Genomic DNA, 21920 nt, shown 5'->3' with positions numbered 1-21920 from the left:
CCCGCGGCTCCGACGACACCGAAGGACGAATGAGTGGTGGACAACGCTCCCCGAGTGCTTGCCGGGCGCTACCAGGTCGGTGAGCTCATCGGCCGTGGTGGCATGGCCGAGGTGCACATCGGCCACGACAACCGCCTCGGTCGTACCGTCGCGATCAAGATCCTGCGCTCCGACCTCGCGCGCGACCCGTCGTTCCTCGCACGCTTCCGGCGCGAGGCGCAGGCGGCGGCGTCGCTGAACCACCCGGCCATCGTCGCGGTCTACGACACGGGCGAGGACGTGCACGAGGACGCCACCGGGAACTCGGTGCACGTCCCGTTCATCGTCATGGAGTACGTCGAGGGCCACACCGTGCGGGACATCCTGCGCGACGGCCAGGCCGTGCCCATCGACGAGGCCGTGGAGATCACCGCGGGCGTCCTGGCGGCGCTCGAGTACTCGCACCACGCCGGGATCGTCCACCGCGACATCAAGCCCGCCAACGTCATGATCACGCCGACCGGCGCCGTGAAGGTCATGGACTTCGGCATCGCCCGCGCGGTGGCCGACTCCGCAGCCACCATGACGCAGACGCAGGCCGTCATCGGCACCGCCCAGTACCTCTCCCCGGAGCAGGCGCGCGGCGAGACGGTCGACGCGCGCTCCGACCTGTACTCGACCGGCTGCCTGCTCTACGAGCTGCTCACGGGGCGCCCGCCGTTCATCGGCGACTCGCCCGTCGCGGTCGCCTACCAGCACGTGCGCGAGGCGCCCGCCACGCCGAGCGCGATCGCTCCCGACGTGCCCGAGGTGCTCGACCGCATCACGCTCAAGGCGCTCGCCAAGGACCGCACCGCGCGGTACTCGAGCGCAGCCGAGTTCCGGGCCGACCTCGAGAACGCGGTGCGGGGCGGGTCCATCACGGCCCCCGCGCTCGGGGTCGCGGCCGCCGCCGCAGGCCTCGGTGCCGCCGCCGCGGCCGCCGACCTCCAACCGACGATGGTCGAGTCCGCGACGCAGGTCATGACCCCGGCCGCCGCGGCGGCGAACCCCTGGGCGACCAGCGCGGCGCCCGCCGTCCCGCCGGGGGAGCAGCCTCCCGGCGAGGACGAGGAGCAGCCCAAGAGCCGCAAGGGCCTCATGTGGGCGCTCATCGCGGTCGGCGTCCTCGCCATCGCGGCGATCGTCACGATGCTGCTCATCAACCAGAACAAGGACGCCGAGCCGGAGCTCGTCACCGTGCCGACGGTCCAGGCGGGCATGACCCAGGAGGAGGCCGCCGCGCTCTTCGACGGCCTGGACCTCGAGTTCAACCCGCTCCTCGAGGAGAACTCCGACGTCCCGGAGGGCGAGTTCATCCGCCAGAGCCCCGCCGGGGACGCCCAGGTCGACCCGGGCACCTCGGTCGACGTCTGGTTCTCGACCGGGCCTGACGCCGTCACGATCCAGGACCTCAAGGGCAAGACGCAGGAGGAGGCCCGGCAGTATCTCGCCGACGCCGGGCTCAACGTCGGCGACGTCAACACCGAGGACTCCCCGGACGTCCCGAAGGGCTCGGTGACGAAGACCGACCCCGGCGCCGGGCAGTCCGTGCCCGCGGGCTCGACTGTCAACCTCTACGTGTCGAGCGGCCTCGTCGCCCTTCCGGACGTCACGGGCCAGCAGTTCGACGCCGCGAAGTCGACCGTCGAGGCTCTCGGCCTGAAGGTCGACCGCAGCGAGGAGGAGTCCGACGAGCCGGAGAACCAGGTCCTCTCGCAGCAGCCCAACGCGGGCAGCGTCCCGCAGGGGTCGACCGTGACCCTCAAGGTCGCCATCCCGCGCGCGGCGGAGACGACGACGGTGCCGACGAACCTGGCCGGCATGACCGAGGAGCAGGCCATCGAGGCGCTCAACGGCGCCGGCCTCAATCCGAGCGGCAACCGCATCACGCAGGAGTCCGAGCAGTGGCCGGCAGGCACGGTTATCGGGTCCGACCCGCGGGGCGGGACCGAGCTCGAGGTCGGCTCAGAGGTGCGGCTCATCGTCTCCACCGGCCCCGGACCGTCGACCGGTGGCGGCGAGAACGGCGGCGGGAACAACGGCGGTGGCAACGGGAACGGCGGGGGCAACGGCGGAGACGGCGAGGGCTGACACACCGCCCACCCGGCGCTCATGACCGACGGGCCCTCACCTCCACGGAGGTGAGGGCCCGTCGTCGTGCGGAGGGCTGCGGGGTGACGGCCGGGGTCGGCGCTGCGCCGTGCTCGCTACTGGCGCACGAGCGGGGCCATGCCCGCGGAGCGCTCGACGGCTCCCTCGAGGCCGCACGCCTCGAGCCAGTTCGCGAGCAGGCGGTGGCCGCCCTCGGTGAGCACCGACTCCGGGTGGAACTGGACGCCGTGCAGCGGCAGCTCCTTGTGCTGGAGGCCCATGATGACGCCCCCGGCGGTCGTCGCCGTCACCTCGAGCTCGGAGGGCACGGTGTCGCTCACGACGGCGAGCGAGTGGTACCGCGTCGCGGTGAAGGGCAGGGGGAGGCCCGCGAGCACGCCTTCGCCCTCGTGCTCCACGAGGCTCGTCTTGCCGTGCATGAGCTCGGGCGCGTGCGTGACCGTCGCGCCGTACACCTCGGCGAGGGCCTGGTGGCCGAGGCAGACCCCGAGCATCGGCGTGCGCGACGCGGCGCACGTCCGGATGACCTGCTCGCTCTGCCCTGCCTCCTTCGGCGTGCCGGGCCCGGGGGAGACGAGGACGCCGTCGAACACCGTGCCGTCGGCGTCGCGGAACCGGCCGTCGGCGTCCGGCTCCGGCACCGCGTCGTTGCGCACGACGACGGTCTGCGCGCCCAGCTGGTCGAGGTAGCCGACGATCGTGTAGACGAACGAGTCGTAGTTGTCCACGACGAGGATGCGGGTCGGGTGGGTCATCGCGTGGCCTCCACGGACGCTGCGCCGGCGGCGTCGGTCTGGATGTTGGGGTCGTTGAACGGCATGTACTCGGACACGAGCGGGAACAGCCACTCGAAGCACGCGAGCACGACGGCGGCCGCGAGGACGAGCAGGATCAGCACCCGCAGCCACGCCGGGCCGGGCAGCACGCGCCACAGCGCCCCGTACATCACGAGCCTCCTTCGGCGGCGGGAGCGGTCTGGCCGACGAGCTCCGGCGGCGTGCCGTCCTCGACGGGCATCCAGTAGTCGAACTTCGCGTTGACGATGTACCGCGCGACGAGCGAGTTGAGGCCGATCGGGTGGCACGTCGTCAGCGTGAGGTACCGCTCGGTGGGCTCGACGCCGGGCTGCCACGGGACGGGAGCGATCGCCTCGACCTGGTCGGGCTTCACGGCCTGCATGTGGTCGACGCGGTAGACGTACCAAGTGCCGTCGGCCTCGACGACGATCGGGTCGCCGATCTCGAGCTCCTCGACGTCGTGGAAGATCTTGCCGTACGTCTGCCGGTGCCCGGCCAGGGAGAAGTTCCCGACGCCGCCGGGCATGACCGTCTCGGGGTAGTGCCCGGCCATGGCCCGGTCGAGGATCGACCGCTTGTCGGTGCCCTCCGCGATCGGCATCATCTTGCCGTCCCACCGCGGCACGTAGAGGGTGCCCCACACCTCGCCGAGCGCCGGCGCGGCGGGCACGGGCGGGTCGTCGCGCAGGATCGTCGTGCCGACGTCCGCGGCGTCCGGGGTCGGCGCCTGGATCTCCTCGAGCACCTGCGCCTGGACCCGGTCGGCCTGGACGTCCGTCCACCAGAGCTGCCAGACGACGTACAGGCCGAGCAGGATCCCCAGCGTGATGAGCAGCTCGCCGAGCACCCCGACGACCGCGGACACCGGACCACGGCTCGAGCCGCGCTGCCCGGCGTGCCGGGCCGGTGCGGGGCTCGTCGCGGTCACGACGCCACCGCGTCGGACGGGCGCGCGTAGCGGAGCTCGAGCGCGCCCTGGTAGCCCGGCATCTCGATGTCGTCCTCGTCCTCGACGGACCAGCCGAGGTTCACCGCGTCGACGTACTCCTTGTACACCTGGACGCCCGGCGAGCGGTCGAGCGCGTCGCGCAGCGCCTCGGGGTCGCCCACGGCCTCGACGACGTAGGGCGGGGAGTAGACGCGCCCGTGCAGGAGCAGGATGTTGCCCGCGCAGCGGAACGCCGACGTCGCCGTGACGCGCTGCCCCTGGAGCGTCATCGCCTCGGCACCGCCCGCCCACAGCGCGTTGACGACCGACTGGATGTCCTGCTGGTGCACGACGAGGTCGTCGGGGCGGATCCCCGCGGGGTAGCTGCCGTCCGGGGGCGCGTCGTCGAGCGAGACGGACACGCCGGCGCCCCGGACCGGCGTCGTGCCGGCGGAGACGGCCGTCCGCGCCGCGAGGTCGGGGTCGACGCCGGTGGGCGCGTCCTCGGACCGCGACAGGTCCGCGACCTCGGCCGTCAGGGCGTCGACCTGGGTCGCGAGGTCGGCCACGCGGTCGGACTCGCGGTCGACGAGCTGCGCGAGGTTCTCCGGGTGGCGCGACTCGTCGCCGCGCGCGAGCCGGGCGTTGGCCGTGAACATGAGCCCCGCGAGCGCGAGGACGAGCGCGACCGTCACGGCGGACCGCACGCGGCGCGCGCGCGGCGTACCGCCCGGGCCCGGCGACGGCACGTCGGCGGGATCGTCCGGGCCCGCGGCGGCGGGGTCCGTGGTGCTCACGCGACCGTCTCCTTCCTGGGGCGGACGCGGTCGTCGACCGGTCTGCGTCGTGCGTCTGCGTCGTGGGCTGTGTGGTGCTCGAGGTCGTGCGCGGCTCACCTCGCGGCACGTCCTCCGCGCGCGGTGTCCGTGCCTATTGTGTGCGCCCACTACGCTAGTCGACGAACGTCGTCCACGATCGTGACGGACCCGTGCTCCGGCAGAGTCTCGCGGCGCGTCGACGACCTTCGCCCGACCCATGCACGGTTCCTGCACGACGACGGCAGGCGTCCGCTCCCGCGGTGCGTCCCGGCGTCGGCGCAGCGAGCCCCACCAGGACAGGAGCCCACCCTCGTGCCCGAGTCGAAGTCGCGCAAGAAGCCCAAGCCGCAGCGTCCGCCGAGCGTGCCGAAGCCCGAGTCGGGCAACCCGCGCTGGCTCGTGCCCACGATGCTCGGGCTCATGCTCGTCGGGCTCGCCTGGATCGTGCTGTTCTACCTCAGCGGTCCGAAGCAGCTCCCCGTCCCGCCCCTCGGCGCGTGGAACCTCGGGGTGGGCTTCGCCTTCATCATCGCCGGGTTCGCGCTCACGACGCGCTGGAAGTAGCCGCGCGCCGGGCAGGGCCTCGGCCCCGCCCGGCGACGTCGGGCCTCACACCGGTGTAGTTCCACACCTGTGAGTAACCCTGGGGATAACTCTCGCGGCGGGCCCGGTCAGGCGACGTGGCCGAACTGGTCCGCCGCCGCGTAGGTGAGCCACGAGGCGGCGACCAGCGCCACGACGACCACGACCGTCGCGCCCACGGACACCAGGGTGCGGCGCTCCCGCGGCGCGTACGCGTAGGCCGCGCCGAGGGCGAGGCCCACCACGAGACCGCCCAGGTGCGCCTGCCACGCGATCCCGGGGAAGAACAGCCCGATCGCGAAGTTGATGCCGATGAGCACGACGATCTGCATCGCGTTGCGGCCCGTCCGGCGCAGGACGAGCAGGATCGCCCCGAAGAGCCCGAACACCGCGCCCGAGGCGCCGACGACGGGCTGGTACCAGGCCTCCGACGTCGGGCCTCCCGCGAGGAGCAGGTACCCGACGGAGCCTCCGAGGGCGGAGAGCAGGTAGAGCGCCGTGAAGCGCAGCCGTCCGAGCTGCTGCTCGAGGAACGGGCCCGTGATCCACAGGGCGTACATGTTGAAGAGGATGTGCACGGGGCTCGTCGAGTGCAGGAACGCCGCCGTGAGGAAGCGGTAGGGCTGCAGCTCGCCGACCCACGGCGCGAACGCGAGCATGTTCGTCCACGTGCCGCCCGTGACGAGCTGGAGCAGCCAGCTCACGACGCACAGCCCGATGATCGTGAACGTCACGACGGGCGGGCCGCCCCGCACCTTCCCGCCCAGCGCGGTGCGCGCCGTGGGCGCCTGACGGGCGGCCTCCCGCACGCAGTCCACGCACTGGACGCCGACCGCCGCGGGGCGCTGGCACTCGGGGCATGCCGGGCGCCCGCAGCGCTGGCAGCGCACGTACGACACGCGGTCGGGGTGCCGCGGGCACACCGGCGGGACGGCGGGACCGTCGTGCGGTCCGGCCGTCCCGTACGCCGGCGGGCCGGGTGGCCCGGGAGGTGTCGTCGAGATGGTCAGTCCTCGATGGTGACGGACGTGATGACGATGTCCTCCTGCGGGCGGTCGCCCGGACGCGTGGGCGTCGCGTTGATCGCGTCGACGACGGCGCGGGACTCGTCGTCCGCGACCTCGCCGAAGATCGTGTGCTTGCCGTTGAGCCACGGCGTGGGGACCGTCGAGATGAAGAACTGCGACCCGTTGGTGCCCTCGGCCTCGCCCGTCACCGGGTTGCGGCGCACGCCCGCGTTCGCCATCGCCAGCAGGTACGGGCGGTCGAACTGGAGCTCGGGGTGGATCTCGTCGTTGAACGTGTAGCCCGGGCCGCCGGTGCCCGTCCCGAGCGGGCAGCCGCCCTGGATCATGAAGTCCTGGATCACGCGGTGGAAGATCAGGCCGTCGTAGAAGGGCTCGGTGCGCTCGGCGCCGGTGCGGGGGTCGGACCACGTCTGGGTGCCCTGGGCGAGCCCGACGAAGTTCGCCACCGTCTTCGGGGCGTGGTTCGGCAGGAGCTCGATCCGGATGTCACCTGCGGTCGTGTGGAGGGTTGCGAACATGGGCACCATCTTCCCACGAGACCCGCGCCCGACCCGTCCGGGGCGATGTCTCGCGGCGTGGCCGGGGTGGTGGCAGAGTGGGCGGAAACGCATCGCATCCGCACATTCGTCCCGTCGGACGACGACCCCGGGGAGCACGCATGACCCGTTCTCGCTCAGCGAGCGACTCCGTCAAGGACACGCTCGAGTCGATCGACACCGAGAAGCTGAAGGAACAGGCCGCGCAGGCCGCCGCGACGGCGCAGAGCGCCGCGACCCAGCTCGCGGACCAGGCCAAGGACGCCGCGGTGCACGCCAAGGAGTGGGGCACGCCCAAGGTGGAGGCGTTCCTCGAGTGGCTCCAGCCGCGCGTCGAGAAGGCCTGGCAGGACAGCATCCAGGCCGCCGCGCCGCGCGTCGAGAAGGCCGCGACCAAGGCCGCGCCGGCGATCGACACCGCGCACGACCGCCTCGTGGAGGACGTGCTGCCGAAGATCGTCGCCAGCTTCAACGCCGCAGCGGCCAGCGCGGCGGACTCCGCCCAGCGTGCCGCGGACAACGCCGCCGAGGCGACCGCCGCCGCGACTGCCGCGGCCGCCGCGGCGTCGGGCAAGAAGGCGCGCAAGCTCGCGAAGCAGGCCAAGAAGGCCACGACGGAGGCCGCGAAGCAGGCGCAGAAGTCGGCCGGCAAGGCCGGCAAGAAGGCCGCGAAGCACGCCGACAAGACCGCGGAGAAGGCGGCCGCCAAGCTCGCCGCGGCGGCGGACAAGGCAGCCGCGAAGGCCGCCGAGGCCGACTCCTCGAAGGGCAAGGGCCGCACGCTCTGGTGGATCGCCGGTGGCGTCACCGCCGCGGGCGTCGGCTACGTCCTCTACCGCCGCGCGCAGCCGACGACCGACCCCTGGGCCGAGCCGTGGGAGCAGGAGCAGCAGCAGGTCCACTTCGACGACGTCGTCGGCGACGCCAAGCACGCCGTCGGGGACGCGGCCGAGTCGCTCGGCGAGGCGGCGGGCGCCGCCGTCGCCAAGGGCCGCGAGGCCACCGACAAGCTGGCCGAGCGTGCCGCCGAGGTCCGCGACGACGTCACGGACCGCGTCACCGAGGCCGTCTCGGACGCGAAGGACGCGGCGAAGAAGGCGACGAGCCGGGCCCGCAGCACCACCCGCGGCGGCGCTGCCGGCGCGAAGGACGCGGTGAAGGACACGGCGGAGGACGTCAAGGACGCCGCGGCGGACGCCAAGGACGACCTGGGCGACGCCGGCAAGAAGGCGCGCGAGGCTGCCGAGTCGGCAGCCGAGGACGCCGCGAAGAAGGCCGACGACGCCTGACCCTCCACCCGCCGTACCCGGACGGTGACAGACGACCGAGGGGCCCGTCCCGGCAGGGACGGGCCCCTCGTCGTCCCTCCGGGCAAAGACCTCGCGAGCACGCGGACGCGGCCGTGGGACGCGGCCGCGGCCCGCGGCGCCGGGTACGCCGACGTCGGACGCACGAAGACCCCGTCCGCAGCCGGACGGGGTCTTGGTGGTCGTGACGATGGTGGAGCCAGGGGGACTCGAACCCCCAACCCCCTGCTTGCAAAGCAGGTGCGCTACCAATTGCGCCATGGCCCCGGGTGACGCGGCCGGGGCCGGTCAGCAGCGAGAGGTGCTCACTCGAAGGTGTCGGTGACCTCTGCCCAGAGGTCGCGCTCGGCGTTGTCCTCCGTGTACTTGCGCCACACGAGGTACCCGGCGCCGGCGGCGAGGAGCAGGAGCAGAAGCTTCTTCATGGTGTTCCCCCTCGAGTGGGTTGGCAGTGGGCCTAAGAGGACTTGAACCTCTGACCTCTTCCTTATCAGGGAAGCGCTCTAACCGTCTGAGCTATAGGCCCGAACGCGCCTCGCCGGACAGCCCCAGGAGGGCTGCTCCGCTCGCAGGCAGCGATTGAGGTTACCCCACCGGGAGCCGCAGACCCAAACCGAGGGGCCTGTGCCTCCCGGTCGGGGAGCCGGTGCGTGGTCAGTCGTCGGTGAGCGTGAGGTGCACGCCACCCACGAGCGCCGCGACGATGTTGTAGAGGAACGCCATGATCGTCGAGAGCGCCGTGATGATCACGACGTTCACGACGCCGAGCAGCGTGGCGATCGAGATCACGCGGCCGAACGCGACGTACTGGCGGATGTCGACGTCCGTCTCCGTGCCGACGATCTGCGTGAACAGCTCCTCGATCTTGAAGAAGACCTGCATGCCGTCGAGCACGTACCAGACGACGGCGGTCGCGACGACGGTCATGATCCCGATCGCGACCGCGAGGAGGAAGCCGAGCTTCATCGCGGACCACGGGTCGATGCGCGAGACCGCGAGCCGCACGCGGCGCGGGCCGCCGTCGGGCCGGACGGCCGGGGTCGCGCCCGTCGCGGTCCCCACGGCCGGCGTGGCGCCGGTGAGCGGGCTCGCCGTGCCCGTCACCCCGGCGGCGGAGTAGTGCATGGAGGCCCCGGCGGGAGCGCCGGCGGTCGCCGCGCTCGTGGGGGCCGAGGTGGTCGTGGGCACGCGCCTCACCGTCTCGTCGTCGATCTCGTCGTGCCCACGCTCGGGCTCCGTCTCTGCGGGCGCGGCGGGGACCGCCGCCGACACCTTCTTCGCGGCCGTCTTCGCCGCCGCGATCGCCGCGGCCGCCGCCTTCACGGCCCCGGCCCGGGCGACCGCGACACGGCTCTCGCCCGACGCGCGCTCCATGCCGTCGTCGTCCACCGTGCCCTGCGCGGGCGCAGCCTGGGCCGACGGACCCGGCGGAGGCGGGGGAGGCGGCGGGACCGCGGCCGCGGCCCCGTCACGCGGGGTCGCCGGTGCCGAGGAGCCCTGGGACGCACCCTTCGTCGAACCCTTCGACGAGCCGTTCGACGACGTGCCGTCCGCCTCGCCGTGCCGGCTCGGGGACGTGCCCCCGGAGCGGGCCGCGTCCGTGTCCGGTCGCGGCACGGTCAGCCGCGGCGTGATGGTCGGCGGTGCGTTGTTCTCGCTGCTCATCTGGTTTCCTCGGTGGTTCCGGGGGCCGGGTCGGTCCCGCCCGCCCCGTCGGACGAGGCGGGCGCGTCGGTGGTCGGTGCGCTGCTCGTGTCGGTGACGCCCGGGGCCGTGCCGGTCCCGTCCTCGCCCTCCACGGTATCCCGATCCTCTCCGAGGCGACGCTCGACGTTCCGCGCGACCGCGATGATGCGGTCGCCCTTGTCGGGCTTCGCGAACGTCACCCCCTGCGTGTTCCGACCGGTGAGGTTCACCTCGCCGACCGCGGACCGCACGATCTTCCCGCGTTCCATGATGACCAGCACCTCGTCGTCGGCCTCCGTCACCAGAGCCCCCACGAGATCTCCACGAGCCTCCACCAGGTTGGCGACCTTGATGCCCAGACCGCCGCGGCCCTGGACGCGGTACTCGTCGATCCGCGTGCGCTTCGCGAACCCGCCCTCCGTCACGACGAAGAGGTCGGAGCCCTCCTCGACCACGTCGGCCGAGAGCAGCTCGTCGCCGTCGCGGAACTTCATGCCTGTGACGCCCGACGTCGCGCGGCCCAGCGGCCGCATCGTGTCGTCGTCGGCGGGGAAGCGGATGGACTGGCCCTTGCGTGACACGAGGATGAGGTCGTCGTCGGCGTCCACGAGGAGCGCCGCGACGAGCTCGTCGGGCGTGCCGGACTCGTCCTCGCGCAGGTTGATCGCGATGAGGCCGCCCGAGCGCGGCGAGTCGTACTCCGACAGCCGCGTCTTCTTCACGAGGCCGCGACGCGTCGCGAGCACCAGGTACTGCGCCGCGTCGTAGTCGCGCAGGTCGAGGACCTGCGCGATCTTCTCGCCCGGCTGGAACGCCAGCAGGTTCGCCACGTGCTGACCCTTGGCGTCGCGCCCGCCCTCGGGGAGCTCGTACGCCTTCGCGCGGTAGACGCGGCCGAGGTTCGTGAAGAACAGCAGCCAGTGGTGCGTCGTCGTCACGAAGAAGTGGTCGACGATGTCGTCCTCGCGCAGCTGGGTGCCGCGCACGCCCTTGCCGCCGCGCTTCTGGGCGCGGTAGCTGTCGCTGCGCGTCCGCTTCACGTACCCGCCGCGCGTGATGGTGACGACCATCTCCTCCTCGGCGATGAGGTCCTCGATGGAGACCTCGCCGTCGAACGGGAGGATCGTCGTCCGACGCTCGTCGCCGTACTTCGCGACGATCTCGCCCATCTCGTCGCCGACGATCGACCGCTGCCGCTCCGGCTTGGCCAGGATGTCCTGGTAGTCGAGGATCTGGCGCTCGAGCGCGTCGTGGTCGTCGAGGATCTTCTGCCGCTCCAGGGCCGCCAGACGGCGCAGCTGGAGGTTGAGGATCGCGGTCGCCTGGACCTCGTCGACGCCCAGCAGCTCCATGAGGCCCGTGCGGGCCTCCTCGACGTCGGGCGAGCGCCGGATCAGCGCGATGACCTCGTCGAGCGCGTCGAGCGCCTTGAGGTACCCGCGCAGGATGTGGATGCTGCGCTCGGCCTCCGCCAGCAGGTACCGCGTGCGGCGCACGACGACGTCGAGCTGGTGCGTCGTCCAGTGCCGGACGAACGCGTCGAGGCTCAGCGTGCGCGGCACCCCGTCGACGAGCGCCAGCATGTTCGCGCCGAACGTGTCCTGGAGCTGGGTGTGCTTGTACAGGTTGTTGAGGACGACCTTCGCCACGGCGTCGCGCTTGAGGACGACGACGAGGCGCTGGCCCGTGCGGCCCGACGTCTCGTCGCGGATGTCCGCGATCCCCTGGACGCGGCCTTCCTTGACGAGGTCCGCGATCTTCGCGGCCAGGTTGTCCGGGTTCACCTGGTAGGGGAGCTCCGTGACGACCAGGCACACGCGGCCCTGGATCTCCTCCACGTTCACGACGGCGCGCATGGTGATCGAGCCGCGACCCGTGCGGTACGCCTCCTCGATCCCCTTGTGGCCGAGGATCGTGGCGCCCGTGGGGAAGTCCGGGCCCTTGATGCGCTGGAGCAGCGCCGCGAGGAGCTCCTCGCGCGAGGCGTCCGGGTGGTCGAGGTGCCACTGCACGCCCGCCGCGACCTCGCGGAGGTTGTGCGGCGGGATGTTGGTCGCCATGCCGACGGCGATGCCCGCCGAGCCGTTGACCAGCAGGTTCGGGAACCGCGCGGGCAGGACCGACGGCTCCTGGGTGCGGCCGTCGTAGTTGTCCTGGAAGTCGACGGTGTCCTTGTCGATGTCCCGGACCATCTCCATGGCGATCGGGGCCATGCGGCACTCGGTGTACCGCGGGGCGGCCGCCGGGTCGTTGCCGGGGGAGCCGAAGTTCCCCTGCCCGGCGACGAGCGGGTAGCGCAGCGACCAGTCCTGCACGAGGCGCACCAGCGCGTCGTAGATCGCGCTGTCGCCGTGCGGGTGGAACTTGCCCATCACGTCGCCGACGACGCGCGAGCACTTCGAGTACGAGCGGTCCGGGCGGTACCCGCCGTCGTACATCGCGTACAGCACGCGCCGGTGCACGGGCTTGAGGCCGTCGCGCACGTCGGGGAGCGCACGGCCCACGATGACGCTCATCGCGTAGTCGAGGTACGACCGCTGCATCTCGAGCTGCAGGTCCACCTGCTCGATGCGCCCGTGGTGCACCGCGACCGCCGACCCGTCGGCGTGCACGGTCTCCTCGGACCCGTCGCCGGGAGCCGTGGGCTCGTTCTCGGGGTTCTGCTCGTCCGTCACGGTCTACCTCGTTCGTTCGTCTCTGCGTGCGTCGTCGACCTGGAAGCCCTCCGGACCCGCCCGGGAGGGCGGGCCGCGCCGGGGCGTGCGGTCCTGCCGCCCCCCGGCTCCGCGAGGAGCGGGTCAGATGTCAAGGAACCGCACGTCCTTCGCGTTGCGCTGGATGAAGCTCCGGCGGGACTCCACGTCCTCGCCCATGAGGACGGAGAAGATCTCGTCCGCCGCCGCGGCGTCGTCCAGGGTCACCTGGTTGAGCGTGCGGTGCTCGGGGTCCATGGTCGTGTCCCACAGCTCCGAGTAGTCCATCTCGCCCAGACCCTTGTAGCGCTGGATCCCGTTCTCCTTGGGGATCCGCTTGCCGGCGGCCTGACCGGCGGCGAGGAACGCGTCGCGCTCCTTGTCGGAGTACACGTAGTCGTGCGGGGAGTTCGACCACTTGAGCCGGTAGAGCGGCGGCTGCGCGAGGTAGACGTGCCCGTTCTCGATGAGCGGGCGCATGTACCGGAACAGCAGCGTGAGCAGGAGCGTCGCGATGTGCTGGCCGTCGACGTCGGCGTCGGCCATGAGGACGATCTTGTGGTACCGGAGCTTGGTGAGGTCGAAGTCCTCGCCGATGCCGGTGCCGAACGCCGTGATGATCGACTGGACCTCCTGGTTGGACAGGGCCCGGTCGAGGCGCGCGCGCTCGACGTTGAGGATCTTCCCGCGGATCGGGAGGATCGCCTGCGTCCGGGGGTTGCGCCCGCGCACGGCAGAGCCGCCCGCGGAGTCACCCTCGACGATGAAGATCTCGCACTCCTCCGCGCGGTTCGACTGGCAGTCGCGCAGCTTGCCCGGCATGCCGCCCGACTCGAGCAGGCCCTTGCGGCGGGTGGCCTCGCGCGCCTTGCGGGCGGCGAGCCGCGCCTGCGACGCCTGGATCGCCTTGCGCAGGACGTCGCGGGCCTCGTTCGGGTGCGAGTCGAACCAGTCGTTCAGCCGCTCGTTGACGACGCGCTGGACGAACGTCTTCGCCTCGGTGTTGCCGAGCTTCGTCTTCGTCTGGCCCTCGAACTGCGGCTCGCCCAGCTTGACGGAGATGACCGCCGTCAGGCCCTCGCGGATGTCGTCGCCCGTGAGGTTCTCGTCCTTGTCCTTGAGGATGCCCTTGTCGCGCGCGTAGCGGTTGACCAGCGAGGTCATCGCCGCGCGGAAGCCCTCCTCGTGCGTGCCGCCCTCGGTCGTGGAGATCGTGTTGGCGAACGTGTGGACGGACTCCGAGTAGGCGCTGGTCCACTGCATCGCGATCTCGACGGAGATGCGCCGCTCGGTGTCCTCCGACTCGATGTCGATGACGTCGGGGTGGACGAGCTCGACCTTCTTGGCGCCGTTGAGGTGCTTCACGTAGTCGATGAGGCCGCCGTCGTACTTGTAGCTCACCGTGCGCGCTGCGGGCGACGCGCCCGACGACGTCCCGTCGCCGCTCGCGGGCGTGCCGTCCTCGGCCTCGCCCGTGACCTCGTCCCCGGTGTCGAGGTGCGCAGGGCGCTCGTCGGTGAGCGTGATCCGCAGCCCCTTGTTGAGGAACGCGTACTGCTGGAACCGCGCGCGCAGGGTCTCGAAGTCGTACTCGGTGGTCTCGAAGATGGTCGGGTCGGCCCAGAACGTCTGCGTCGTGCCCGTCGCCTCGGTCGCCTCGCCGCGGTGCAGCTCGCCCACGGGCTTGCCGCCGTCGGCGAACTCCTGGCGCCAGGCGTAGCCGTCGCGCTGGACCTCGGTGACCACGCGGGACGAGAGCGCGTTGACGACCGAGATGCCGACACCGTGCAGACCGCCGGAGACGGCGTACCCGCCGCCGCCGAACTTGCCGCCCGCGTGGAGGATCGTCATGACGACCTCGACGGTGGGCCGGCCCTCGGTGGGGTGGATCGCGACGGGGATGCCACGCCCGTTGTCGACGACGCGCACCCCACCGTCGGCGAGGAGCGTCACGTCGATCGTGTCCGCGTGGCCGGCGAGAGCCTCGTCCACAGAGTTATCCACAACCTCGTACACAAGGTGGTGGAGGCCTCGCTCACCGGTGGAGCCGATGTACATGCCCGGACGCTTGCGGACTGCCTCGAGGCCCTCGAGGACGGTGATGTTGCTCGCGTCGTAGCCGCCGCCCGCCGAGGGTGCCGCCTCCGCGGACGCCGTCGGGTCGGGGATGGCGGTGTCGGTGTGCTCTGCCACGGGCAGGACTGCTCCTCGTCGTCGTGCGCGCGGCCGCCGTGTCCGTGCCGGACCGGCCGCCGCTGCTCAAAGGTTCCGGGCCCGCACCGCCGCCTGCGCCGGCTCCGTGGGGGGAGCGTCCGACCTGCCGCGGACGGCTGATGGAGGCGCCGCGGACGGGCTGCGCGGGCGGGTGGTGACAAGACCCGGAATGACCTCCCCAGTCTACCCGCCACGAGCCGAATTCCGCGGATCTCGGCCGTCCTGAGGTCATCTCGCGAGACATTCGCGACGCGATCCGCGCCGCCCGCCCGAAAGTTCTCCACACGGTTGTCCACAGGCGCTGTGGGCGCCGCCCGGACTACCTGGGGAGCAGCCCGAGAAAGTGCCCACGGCAACCGTCTGGGCGGGCGGATGGGAGCGCTACCGCAACTGACAAGTCGGGAATCGGCGTTTCACGCGGAAAGTGGTCTAATACCACACACCATCCTGATTCGCGCGTCGTCCGCGCAGCAGTGATCGCCACGCGGGCGGCTCGACCCCGAAGGGACCCCACTCAGTGAAGAGACTCCTCGCGAGCGCTGCGGCGACAGCGCTCGCACTCGGTGGCCTGATCGTGGCCACCGCGGCACCCGCCTCCGCCCACACGCCCGTCGTCACGGCCGACTGCACGACGCTCTCGGTGAAGCTCTGGGCCTACTCGCAGAAGAGCAACCAGCTCACCGTCACCGTGGACGGCAAGGAGGTCGAGTCGACGACCTTCCAGCGCCAGCTCACGCGGTCGTACGACCTCGACCCCACGCAGGACCACACCTGGACCGTCTCCGTCGACGCGTCCGACGGTCGCCAGTACGACCACGAGCAGTCCGGCTCGACCCGGGCCTGCGAGACGCCCGACGCCCCGGTGCAGGTCGGCGTCTACGTCTATCCCAAGACCGACCCCGCGAAGCCGGCGGCCTGGGAGAACTCCGGCCCGCAGAAGATCGTCACGAGCGCCGAGTTCCCCCTGCCGGAGAAGCCGTGGGACAAGGCCTGGGTCGTGCAGCCCCTCGACCTGGAGGCCGTCCGCGAGGTCGCCCGCACGATCCAGCCGGACGTCGACACGCCCGAGCTCTGCACCGCCTGGGCCGTCCAGCAGGACCTCGTGAACCTGCCCGACGGCCTCGACGGCCTCCCGACGGACATCCGCTACTCGCCCGACGGGAAGCACCTCGGCGAGTTCCCCGAGGGCACGCTCATCGCGTGGGACCACCAGGACCTCGCCGACCTCCTCCCCGAGGGCGCGTGCGAGACGCCGGAGCCCGTCGAGGAAGAGGTCGACGCCGTCGTCACGCCGGCCGTGCCGACCGCCGTCGAGGTCTGCGGCACCGAGCTCACGGAGCAGAACCTCCCCGCCGAGTCGGAGGACGTCCGGTACACCCTCACGGACGAGGGCGTCGTCGCCGAGCCGAAGGACGCCGCGGCGACCTTCTCCCCCCAGACCGAGGAGCTGGGCTACCTCGTGACCGAGGACGGCCGGTTCGCGCTCTTCCCGCTCGAGGACCTCGTGCCCGACGACGAGGCGTGCGCGCTCGTGCCCGGCGAGATCGGCGCCGTCTGCCAGGGCGACGTCCCCTACCTCGGCTACGAGGTCGCCCTGCCCGAGGGCGTCACGGTCGACTCGGCGACACCGCTGACGATCACCTTCCTGCACCCGAACGGCGGCGAGGACTACGTCGTGACGGACCAGCCCCTCAGCGGGACCCTCCTGTGGCCGGGAGCCTCTGCCGAGGAGCCGAAGCAGTGGCCCGGGTTCGTCCGCAACGAGGACGGGTCGTACACCGAGACCGACGGCAACTACGCCTGGACCCGCGACGGCGCCGAGGTGCTGTTCGAGGTCAACCCGTCGTACTCGACCGTGGTCGAGTACCCGCCGGCGACGAGCGCGTGCGCGAACCCGACCGTCGCGCCCGTGGCCGTCGAGGACGTCGCCGGCCCGGCGGAGCCGAGCGGCCCGGCGCTCGCCGCGACCGGTGCGACGGTCGCGGGTGCGGCCGCGTTCGCCGCGCTGCTCGTCGGCGGCGGTGCCGTGGTGCTCTGGCTGCGTCGTCGAGCGCAGGCGTGACCCCCTGACGACCCCATGACGTGGTGACCAACGCCCCGGTCACCACCCGCGCGAGGCCCGCCGTGCCCCCTTCACGGCGGGCCTCGTCGTCGGTCCGGGCGGGCTCAGCCCCAGGTGTCGCGTGGGCCCGGGCCGCGCACGGACTTCTTCCCCCGGCGGAAGCTCGGCCCCGCCGGCCCGAGGACGGTCACCGTCTCGACGACCCCCTCGCCGACCTCGCGCGCGAGCCGCTCGAGCAGCTGCGGCGTGAGGAGCCGCACCTGCGTCGCCCACGCCGTCGAGTCGGCCCGCACGACGAGGACCTTGTCCTCGAACGTCTCGGGCTCGCAGTGGTCGGCGACCTGGTCGCCGACGACCTCGCGCCACCGCCCGACGACGCCCCCCACCGACACGTCCGCGACCCAGTCCCGCTCGCGCAGCAGGCGCGCGACGACGTCACCCAGGAGCTGCGGGTCGCGGCCGCCCGGGCGCGCGCCCGACGTCGGCGGGTCCGCGAGGATGCGTCGGCGAGGCTCCTGCCCGGGCCGGAGCCCCTTCGCGCGCGCCGCCGCCTTGGCGCGGTTCAGAGCCTGGCGCGCCACCTCCGCGGGCGGTGTCAGGTCCACGACGTGCCCCACGGGCAGCCCCGTGGGGCGTCGCTCCGGGAGGTCGTCGGCCGCAGCGGGACGCGCGTCGTCGTCCTGACCTCGAGAGCCGTCCCGGTCCGCGTGCTCAGTCCTCGACACGGTCCACCGTCCCGTCGTGCACGGCGAACCGCGCGCCGTCGAGGAGGCTCGGGACGTCGTCGGGCACGGCCGCGGTGATGATCACCTGGCCCGCGTCGGCCACGAGCTCGGCGAGCCGCTCACGCCGCCGGACGTCGAGCTCGGCGAACACGTCGTCGAGCACGAGGATCGGCTCGCCGTCGGGCCCCCACTGGTCCGCCCACAGGAGCGAGTCGAGGCCCGCGGGGGCGCCGTCGCGCAGCAGCCGGTACGACGCGAGCCGCAGCGCGAGCGCGAACGACCACGACTCGCCGTGGCTCGCGTACCCCTTCGCCGGGAGGCCGCCCAGGGTCAGGACGAGGTCGTCACGATGGGGACCGACGAGGTTCACCCCGCGGTCGACCTCCTTCGCGCGCACGGCCTCCATGGCCTCCAGCATGCGCCTCTCGAGCGTCGCCACGTCGGGGATGCCCGACGCCGGCGCCTCACCCGGGTCCGCGACGTCGCCCGCCGCGGGCCCACCTGCCGGGCCGTCGTCCGCGTCGAGCGCCTCGTCCACGGACGAGCGGTACGCGATGCGTGCCTCGCCCTGCCCCGCGCTGACCTGCTCGTACGCCTCCGCGACGTAGGGCGTGAGCGCGGCCACGAGCTGCAGGCGCAGCGCCGTGATCTCCGCGCCGAGGCTCGCCAGGCGCGCGTTCCACACCTCCAGGGTCGCCAGGGGCGAGGCGGTGGTCTCGGGCGCGTCGTCGTCGGGCGGCGGCTCGACGGCGGACGGCCTGCGCCGGCCGCGGCCGCGCAGCGCCGTCGCCGACTTGAGCAGAGCGCCGCGCTGGCGCAGCACCCGGTCGTAGTCCGCGAGCAGCGCCGCCACGCGCGGCACCAGGAGCACCGCGAGCTGGTCGAGGAAGCGGCGCCGCCCGTCCGGGTCGCCCTTGACGAGCGCCAGGTCCTCCGGCGCGAAGAGCACCGTCCGGACGATGCCGAGGACGTCGCGCGGCCGCTGGGCCGGGGAGCGGTTGATCCGCGCCCGGTTGGCCCGACCCGACGCGATCTCGAGCTCCACGGTGCTCGCCCGGTCACCTCGCACGACGCGCGTGCGCACGACGGCGCGCGCGGCCCCCGCACGGACGAGCGCGGCATCGCCCGCGACGCGGTGGCTCGTGAGCGTCGCGACGTACCCGATCGCCTCGACGAGGTTCGTCTTGCCCTGCCCGTTCTGCCCGACGAGCGCGTTCACGCCCGGGACGAGCTCGACGTCGACGGACTCGTACGAGCGGAAGTCGACGAGGGAGAGGTGCGAGACGTACATCGGTGCGGCGCGGGTCGAGGGGGTCGGACGGGACCGGTCAGGCCGGGGGTTCGAGCGGCCCGGCTCCCGGGGAGGCCGGCCCGGCCGCCTTGACCGCGTGCCCGCCGAACTGCTGGCGCAGGGCGGCGACGGCCTTGAGCGCGGGCGACTGCTCCTGGCGCGACGCGAAGCGCGCGAACAGGGCAGCGGAGATGACGGGCAGCGGGACGGCGTTGTCGATCGCCTCGTCGACCGTCCAGCGGCCCTCGCCGGAGTCGTCGACCCAGTCGTCGATCGCGGCGAGCTGCGGGTCCTCCTCGAGCGCCTTGACGAAGAGGTCGAGGAGCCAGGAGCGCACGACCGTGCCGCGGGTCCACGCCTTCATCGTGCCGTGCACGTCCTTGACGAGCCCGCTCTTGGCGGCGAGGAGCTCGTAGCCCTCGGCGTACGCCTGCATGAGCCCGTACTCGATGCCGTTGTGGACCATCTTCGCGAAGTGCCCGGCGCCGACCTCGCCCGCGTGGACGAAGCCCTCCTCGCGCGGGCCGTCGGGGCGCAGGGCGTCGAAGACCGGCATGGCCGCGTCGACGTACGTCCGGTCCCCGCCGACCATGAGGCCGTAGCCGTTCTCGAGGCCCCAGACGCCGCCCGAGACACCGACGTCGAGGTAGCCCACGCCCTTCTCGGCCAGCTCAGCGGCCCGCGCCTGGTCCTCGGCGTAGTACGAGTTCCCGCCCTCGATGACGAAGTCACCCTCGGCGAGCAGAGCGCCGAGCTCCGTGACCACGCCACGGGTCGCGTCGCCCGCGGGGACCATGACCCACACGATGCGCGGGCCGTCGTCGGGCAGCGCTGCCACGAGGTCGGCGAGCGTCGCGACGTCCGACACCTCGGGGCGAGGGTCGTACCCGACGACCTCGATGCCGGCGGCGCGGACGCGCGCCCGCATGTTGTTGCCCATCTTGCCGAGGCCGACGAGGCCGATGCGCGTGACCATACGAGTCCTCCGGGGTGCGGTGGTGCGGTGCGAGCCGTCCGGCTCCGTCGGGATCAGCCGGCGAAGCGGATCGGCACCAGCAGGTAGCGGTAGTGGGACGAGTCCTCGCCGTCCAGCGAGTCCTGACCCGTGAACTCGACCGGCTTGTTCGGGTGCGTGAAGCTCAGGCGCACGAAGTCGGTGCCGAGCGCGCCCAGGCCGTCGAGCAGGAACTGCGGGTTGAACGCCACCGAGATGTCCTCGCCGACGAGCACCGCCTCCAGCGCCTCGGACGCCTGCGCGTCGTCGCCCTGACCGGCGTCCAGGACGACCTGGCCGTCCGTGAACGAGAGACGGATCGGCGTGTTGCGCTCGGCCACCAGCGACACGCGCTTGGCGGCGTCGATGAGCGGGGCGGTGGGGACGACGGCGTGGATCGGCGTCTCGTCCGGGAAGAGCCGGCGCACGGCGGGGTAGTCCCCGTCGACGAGCTGCGACGTCGTGTGACGACCCCCGGCCTCGAAGCCGATGAGGTCCACGCCGGCGCCCGTGTTGAGCCCGATGTTGACGAGGCCCGAGCTGCCGAGGGACTTCGCCACGTCGTTGAGGGTGCGCGCGCGCACGAGGGCGACCGCGGAGTAGCTCGGGGTCACGGGCGTCCAGGTGAGCTCGCGCAGGGCGAGGCGGTACCGGTCGGTCGCGAGGAGCGTGATCTTCTCGCCCTCGATCTCGACGCGCACGCCCGTGAGGAGGGGCAGCGTGTCGTCGCGGCTCGCCGCCACCGTGACCTGCGCGACGGCGTTCGTCAGCTCGTCGCCCGAGACGGTGCCGGAGAGCTCGGGCATCGCGGGCAGCGCCGGGTACTCGTCCACCGGCATGGTGAGGAGCGTGAACCGGCTCGCGCCGCACGTCACGGTGACCTTGTTGCCCTCGAGGACGACGTCCACGGGCTTCGCAGGCAGCGCCCGGGAGATCTCGGCGAGCAGCCGGCCGGAGACGAGCACCGTGCCGGGCTCGCTGACCTCGGCGGGGATCTCGGAGCGCGCGGAGACCTCGTAGTCGAAGCTCGACAGGCCGATGGTCCCGGACGCGTCGGCCTCGAGCCGGACCCCGGCGAGGACGGGCGCCGGCGGGCGGGTCGGCAGGGTTCGCGCCGTCCAGGTCACCGCGTCGGCCAGGACATCACGCTCAACCCGGAACTTCATCCCACACCCTCTCGTCCCCACGTCTCGATCGGACCCGATCTTCACATGTGTCGTCCTGCGTCGCCGCGACGCCGGGCTCGCCGTCGGGGCCGCTCGTCCTCCGTCGTCCACGGGGCAGGTCTGCCGCTGTGGACGTGAGGAGCCGGGTCGCAGGTCCGCGCACACGTGTCGTGCATGAACCCTACGCGAGGAGGCGGGTGGGAGGAACTGGAACGACAGGCCTGGGGACCTCGGCGACGTCGCGCTCTCGGCGTGGGTCGGTGAGGATCGGAGCGAGGCTCGTCGGGGCACAGGTCGCACCGTCGGCGCCGGAGCCTGATGAAGGCGTGTGGAATTTCCCCTCTGAGAACACTTTCGTCGTCGTCATAGGGGTTGTGGATCTCGTGGAAAACCGGTGTCTGCGCAGGTCAGCGGGCAGAAATGCGTGTGGACGAACCGGTGCGTCCAGTGTGGGAAAGTCGCAGCCCCTGTGGGCGGGCGATCTGTCCCCACACGTCGTCCACCGATCGAGGGTGCCCCGTCCACACGGAGAGCACCTTCATCCACAGCTGTCCACAGAACTGTGCACAGACCGGGCGTGGTGATGCCGTCCACAGGGTGTGTACGAGCTGGCCCGTCCACAGGTTTCGGGGGGAAAACCATGATCTTGTCGGGATTTGTCGCGCCAGGTAGGCCTCTGTGGTCGACCGCCGGCGCCCGCATTCTGCGGATGTGAATACCCACAGGAACCCTGTGGATGACTGTGGACAACTCCACCCACATGCTGTGTACGAGTGCGGTTCGCAGCAATGATGCGCGGAGGCGGTCGCTCGCTGAGGGCGATATCCACAGCTGAGAGCACCGCAGTGGGGAAACGTGTGGACAGTGAGCGGGAGGGGCGAGGACGGGGCATCCCGCTCGACGACGACGCTCCGAGGACCGCTCGAAGGCGCGCGGAAGTCCGACGGCCGCTCGCCGTCG

At 72.3% G+C, this 21920-nt stretch carries 18 protein-coding genes and 2 tRNA genes; 4 read left to right on the top strand and 16 right to left on the bottom strand.

Annotation, left to right across the window (positions count from 1 at the left end; genetic code table 11):
• Positions 1-36: 36 nt before the first annotated feature.
• On the top strand, positions 37-2112 hold the full coding sequence (gene pknB / locus ACZ4MO_RS14160) for a Stk1 family PASTA domain-containing Ser/Thr kinase (RefSeq protein WP_499279096.1): 2076 nt from the start codon (positions 37-39) through the stop codon (positions 2110-2112).
• A gap of 116 nt (positions 2113-2228) precedes the next feature.
• On the opposite strand, the gene ACZ4MO_RS14155 is transcribed toward pknB, so the two are convergent.
• The 4 genes from ACZ4MO_RS14155 to ACZ4MO_RS14140 are packed head-to-tail and all read right to left on the bottom strand — an operon-like array spanning position 2229 to position 4655.
• A complete protein-coding gene (locus ACZ4MO_RS14155; protein WP_175009412.1) occupies positions 2229-2888 on the bottom strand; it encodes an aminodeoxychorismate/anthranilate synthase component II in 660 nt (219 codons plus the stop codon).
• Positions 2885-3079, bottom strand: coding sequence for a hypothetical protein (locus tag ACZ4MO_RS14150; protein WP_175009413.1), 195 nt, complete (start codon positions 3077-3079; stop codon positions 2885-2887). The genes ACZ4MO_RS14155 and ACZ4MO_RS14150 overlap by 4 nt, the downstream gene beginning before the upstream one ends.
• Complete coding sequence (locus ACZ4MO_RS14145) at positions 3079-3858, bottom strand: class E sortase (protein ID WP_175009414.1); 780 nt, start codon at positions 3856-3858, stop codon at positions 3079-3081. The genes ACZ4MO_RS14150 and ACZ4MO_RS14145 overlap by 1 nt, the downstream gene beginning before the upstream one ends.
• A complete protein-coding gene (locus tag ACZ4MO_RS14140) occupies positions 3855-4655 on the bottom strand; it encodes a DUF881 domain-containing protein (protein ID WP_255437305.1) in 801 nt (266 codons plus the stop codon). The genes ACZ4MO_RS14145 and ACZ4MO_RS14140 overlap by 4 nt, the downstream gene beginning before the upstream one ends.
• Positions 4656-4988: 333 nt before the next feature.
• Between ACZ4MO_RS14140 and ACZ4MO_RS14135 the strand changes: the two genes are divergently transcribed.
• The gene (locus tag ACZ4MO_RS14135) at positions 4989-5240 is read left to right on the top strand and encodes a cell division protein CrgA (protein ID WP_074804014.1); all 252 of its coding nucleotides are present in this window, start codon (positions 4989-4991) and stop codon (positions 5238-5240) included.
• A gap of 107 nt (positions 5241-5347) precedes the next feature.
• Here the strand turns inward: ACZ4MO_RS14135 and ACZ4MO_RS14130 are convergent, their stop codons facing one another.
• On the bottom strand, positions 5348-6157 hold the full coding sequence (locus tag ACZ4MO_RS14130; protein ID WP_342779596.1) for a rhomboid family intramembrane serine protease: 810 nt from the start codon (positions 6155-6157) through the stop codon (positions 5348-5350).
• A gap of 107 nt (positions 6158-6264) precedes the next feature.
• Positions 6265-6813, bottom strand: a complete 549-nt coding sequence (locus tag ACZ4MO_RS14125) for a peptidylprolyl isomerase (RefSeq protein ID WP_499279092.1) — start codon at positions 6811-6813, stop codon at positions 6265-6267.
• Positions 6814-6944: 131 nt separating this feature from the next.
• On the opposite strand from ACZ4MO_RS14125, the gene ACZ4MO_RS14120 reads away from it, so the two are divergent.
• Positions 6945-8111: a hypothetical protein gene (locus ACZ4MO_RS14120; RefSeq protein ID WP_175009416.1), complete on the top strand. Its 1167-nt coding sequence runs from the start codon at positions 6945-6947 to the stop codon at positions 8109-8111.
• Between the two features lie 209 nt (positions 8112-8320).
• On the opposite strand, the gene ACZ4MO_RS14115 is transcribed toward ACZ4MO_RS14120, so the two are convergent.
• From ACZ4MO_RS14115 to gyrB, 6 genes are all read right to left on the bottom strand, one after another.
• Positions 8321-8396, bottom strand: a tRNA-Ala gene (locus ACZ4MO_RS14115).
• 38 nt (positions 8397-8434) lie between these two features.
• Complete coding sequence (locus tag ACZ4MO_RS14110) at positions 8435-8554, bottom strand: DLW-39 family protein (protein WP_021483216.1); 120 nt, start codon at positions 8552-8554, stop codon at positions 8435-8437.
• 27 nt (positions 8555-8581) lie between these two features.
• Positions 8582-8655: transfer RNA gene (locus tag ACZ4MO_RS14105), tRNA-Ile, on the bottom strand.
• 128 nt (positions 8656-8783) lie between these two features.
• Complete coding sequence (locus tag ACZ4MO_RS14100) at positions 8784-9794, bottom strand: DUF3566 domain-containing protein (protein WP_255437306.1); 1011 nt, start codon at positions 9792-9794, stop codon at positions 8784-8786.
• Positions 9791-12358, bottom strand: coding sequence for a DNA gyrase subunit A (gene gyrA, locus ACZ4MO_RS14095; protein ID WP_499279127.1), 2568 nt, complete (start codon positions 12356-12358; stop codon positions 9791-9793). Before gyrA ends, ACZ4MO_RS14100 begins: the two co-directional genes overlap by 4 nt.
• Before the next feature lie 255 nt (positions 12359-12613).
• On the bottom strand, positions 12614-14677 hold the full coding sequence (gene gyrB, locus ACZ4MO_RS14090) for a DNA topoisomerase (ATP-hydrolyzing) subunit B (RefSeq protein WP_255437315.1): 2064 nt from the start codon (positions 14675-14677) through the stop codon (positions 12614-12616).
• 619 nt (positions 14678-15296) lie between these two features.
• On the opposite strand from gyrB, the gene ACZ4MO_RS14085 reads away from it, so the two are divergent.
• Positions 15297-16784, top strand: a complete 1488-nt coding sequence (locus ACZ4MO_RS14085; protein ID WP_175009419.1) for a hypothetical protein — start codon at positions 15297-15299, stop codon at positions 16782-16784.
• A 104-nt stretch (positions 16785-16888) separates the two neighbouring features.
• Here ACZ4MO_RS14085 and ACZ4MO_RS14080 read toward each other — a convergent pair whose 3' ends face one another.
• From ACZ4MO_RS14080 to dnaN, 4 genes are read right to left on the bottom strand one after another with little or no spacing between them, the layout of a single operon-like run.
• The gene (locus ACZ4MO_RS14080) at positions 16889-17509 is read right to left on the bottom strand and encodes a DciA family protein (RefSeq protein WP_342779597.1); all 621 of its coding nucleotides are present in this window, start codon (positions 17507-17509) and stop codon (positions 16889-16891) included.
• On the bottom strand, positions 17496-18800 hold the full coding sequence (gene recF / locus ACZ4MO_RS14075; RefSeq protein ID WP_175009420.1) for a DNA replication/repair protein RecF: 1305 nt from the start codon (positions 18798-18800) through the stop codon (positions 17496-17498). The genes ACZ4MO_RS14080 and recF overlap by 14 nt, the downstream gene beginning before the upstream one ends.
• 37 nt (positions 18801-18837) lie before the next feature.
• The gene (gnd, locus tag ACZ4MO_RS14070; protein WP_175009421.1) at positions 18838-19776 is read right to left on the bottom strand and encodes a phosphogluconate dehydrogenase (NAD(+)-dependent, decarboxylating); all 939 of its coding nucleotides are present in this window, start codon (positions 19774-19776) and stop codon (positions 18838-18840) included.
• A gap of 53 nt (positions 19777-19829) precedes the next feature.
• On the bottom strand, positions 19830-20960 hold the full coding sequence (dnaN, locus tag ACZ4MO_RS14065; protein ID WP_175009422.1) for a DNA polymerase III subunit beta: 1131 nt from the start codon (positions 20958-20960) through the stop codon (positions 19830-19832).
• Positions 20961-21920: the final 960 nt, after the last annotated feature.

Source organism: Sphaerisporangium cinnabarinum, assembly GCF_055567015.1.
The sequence above is the reverse complement of the archived record's forward strand: the minus strand, read 5'-3'. Positions and strand labels throughout refer to the sequence as shown.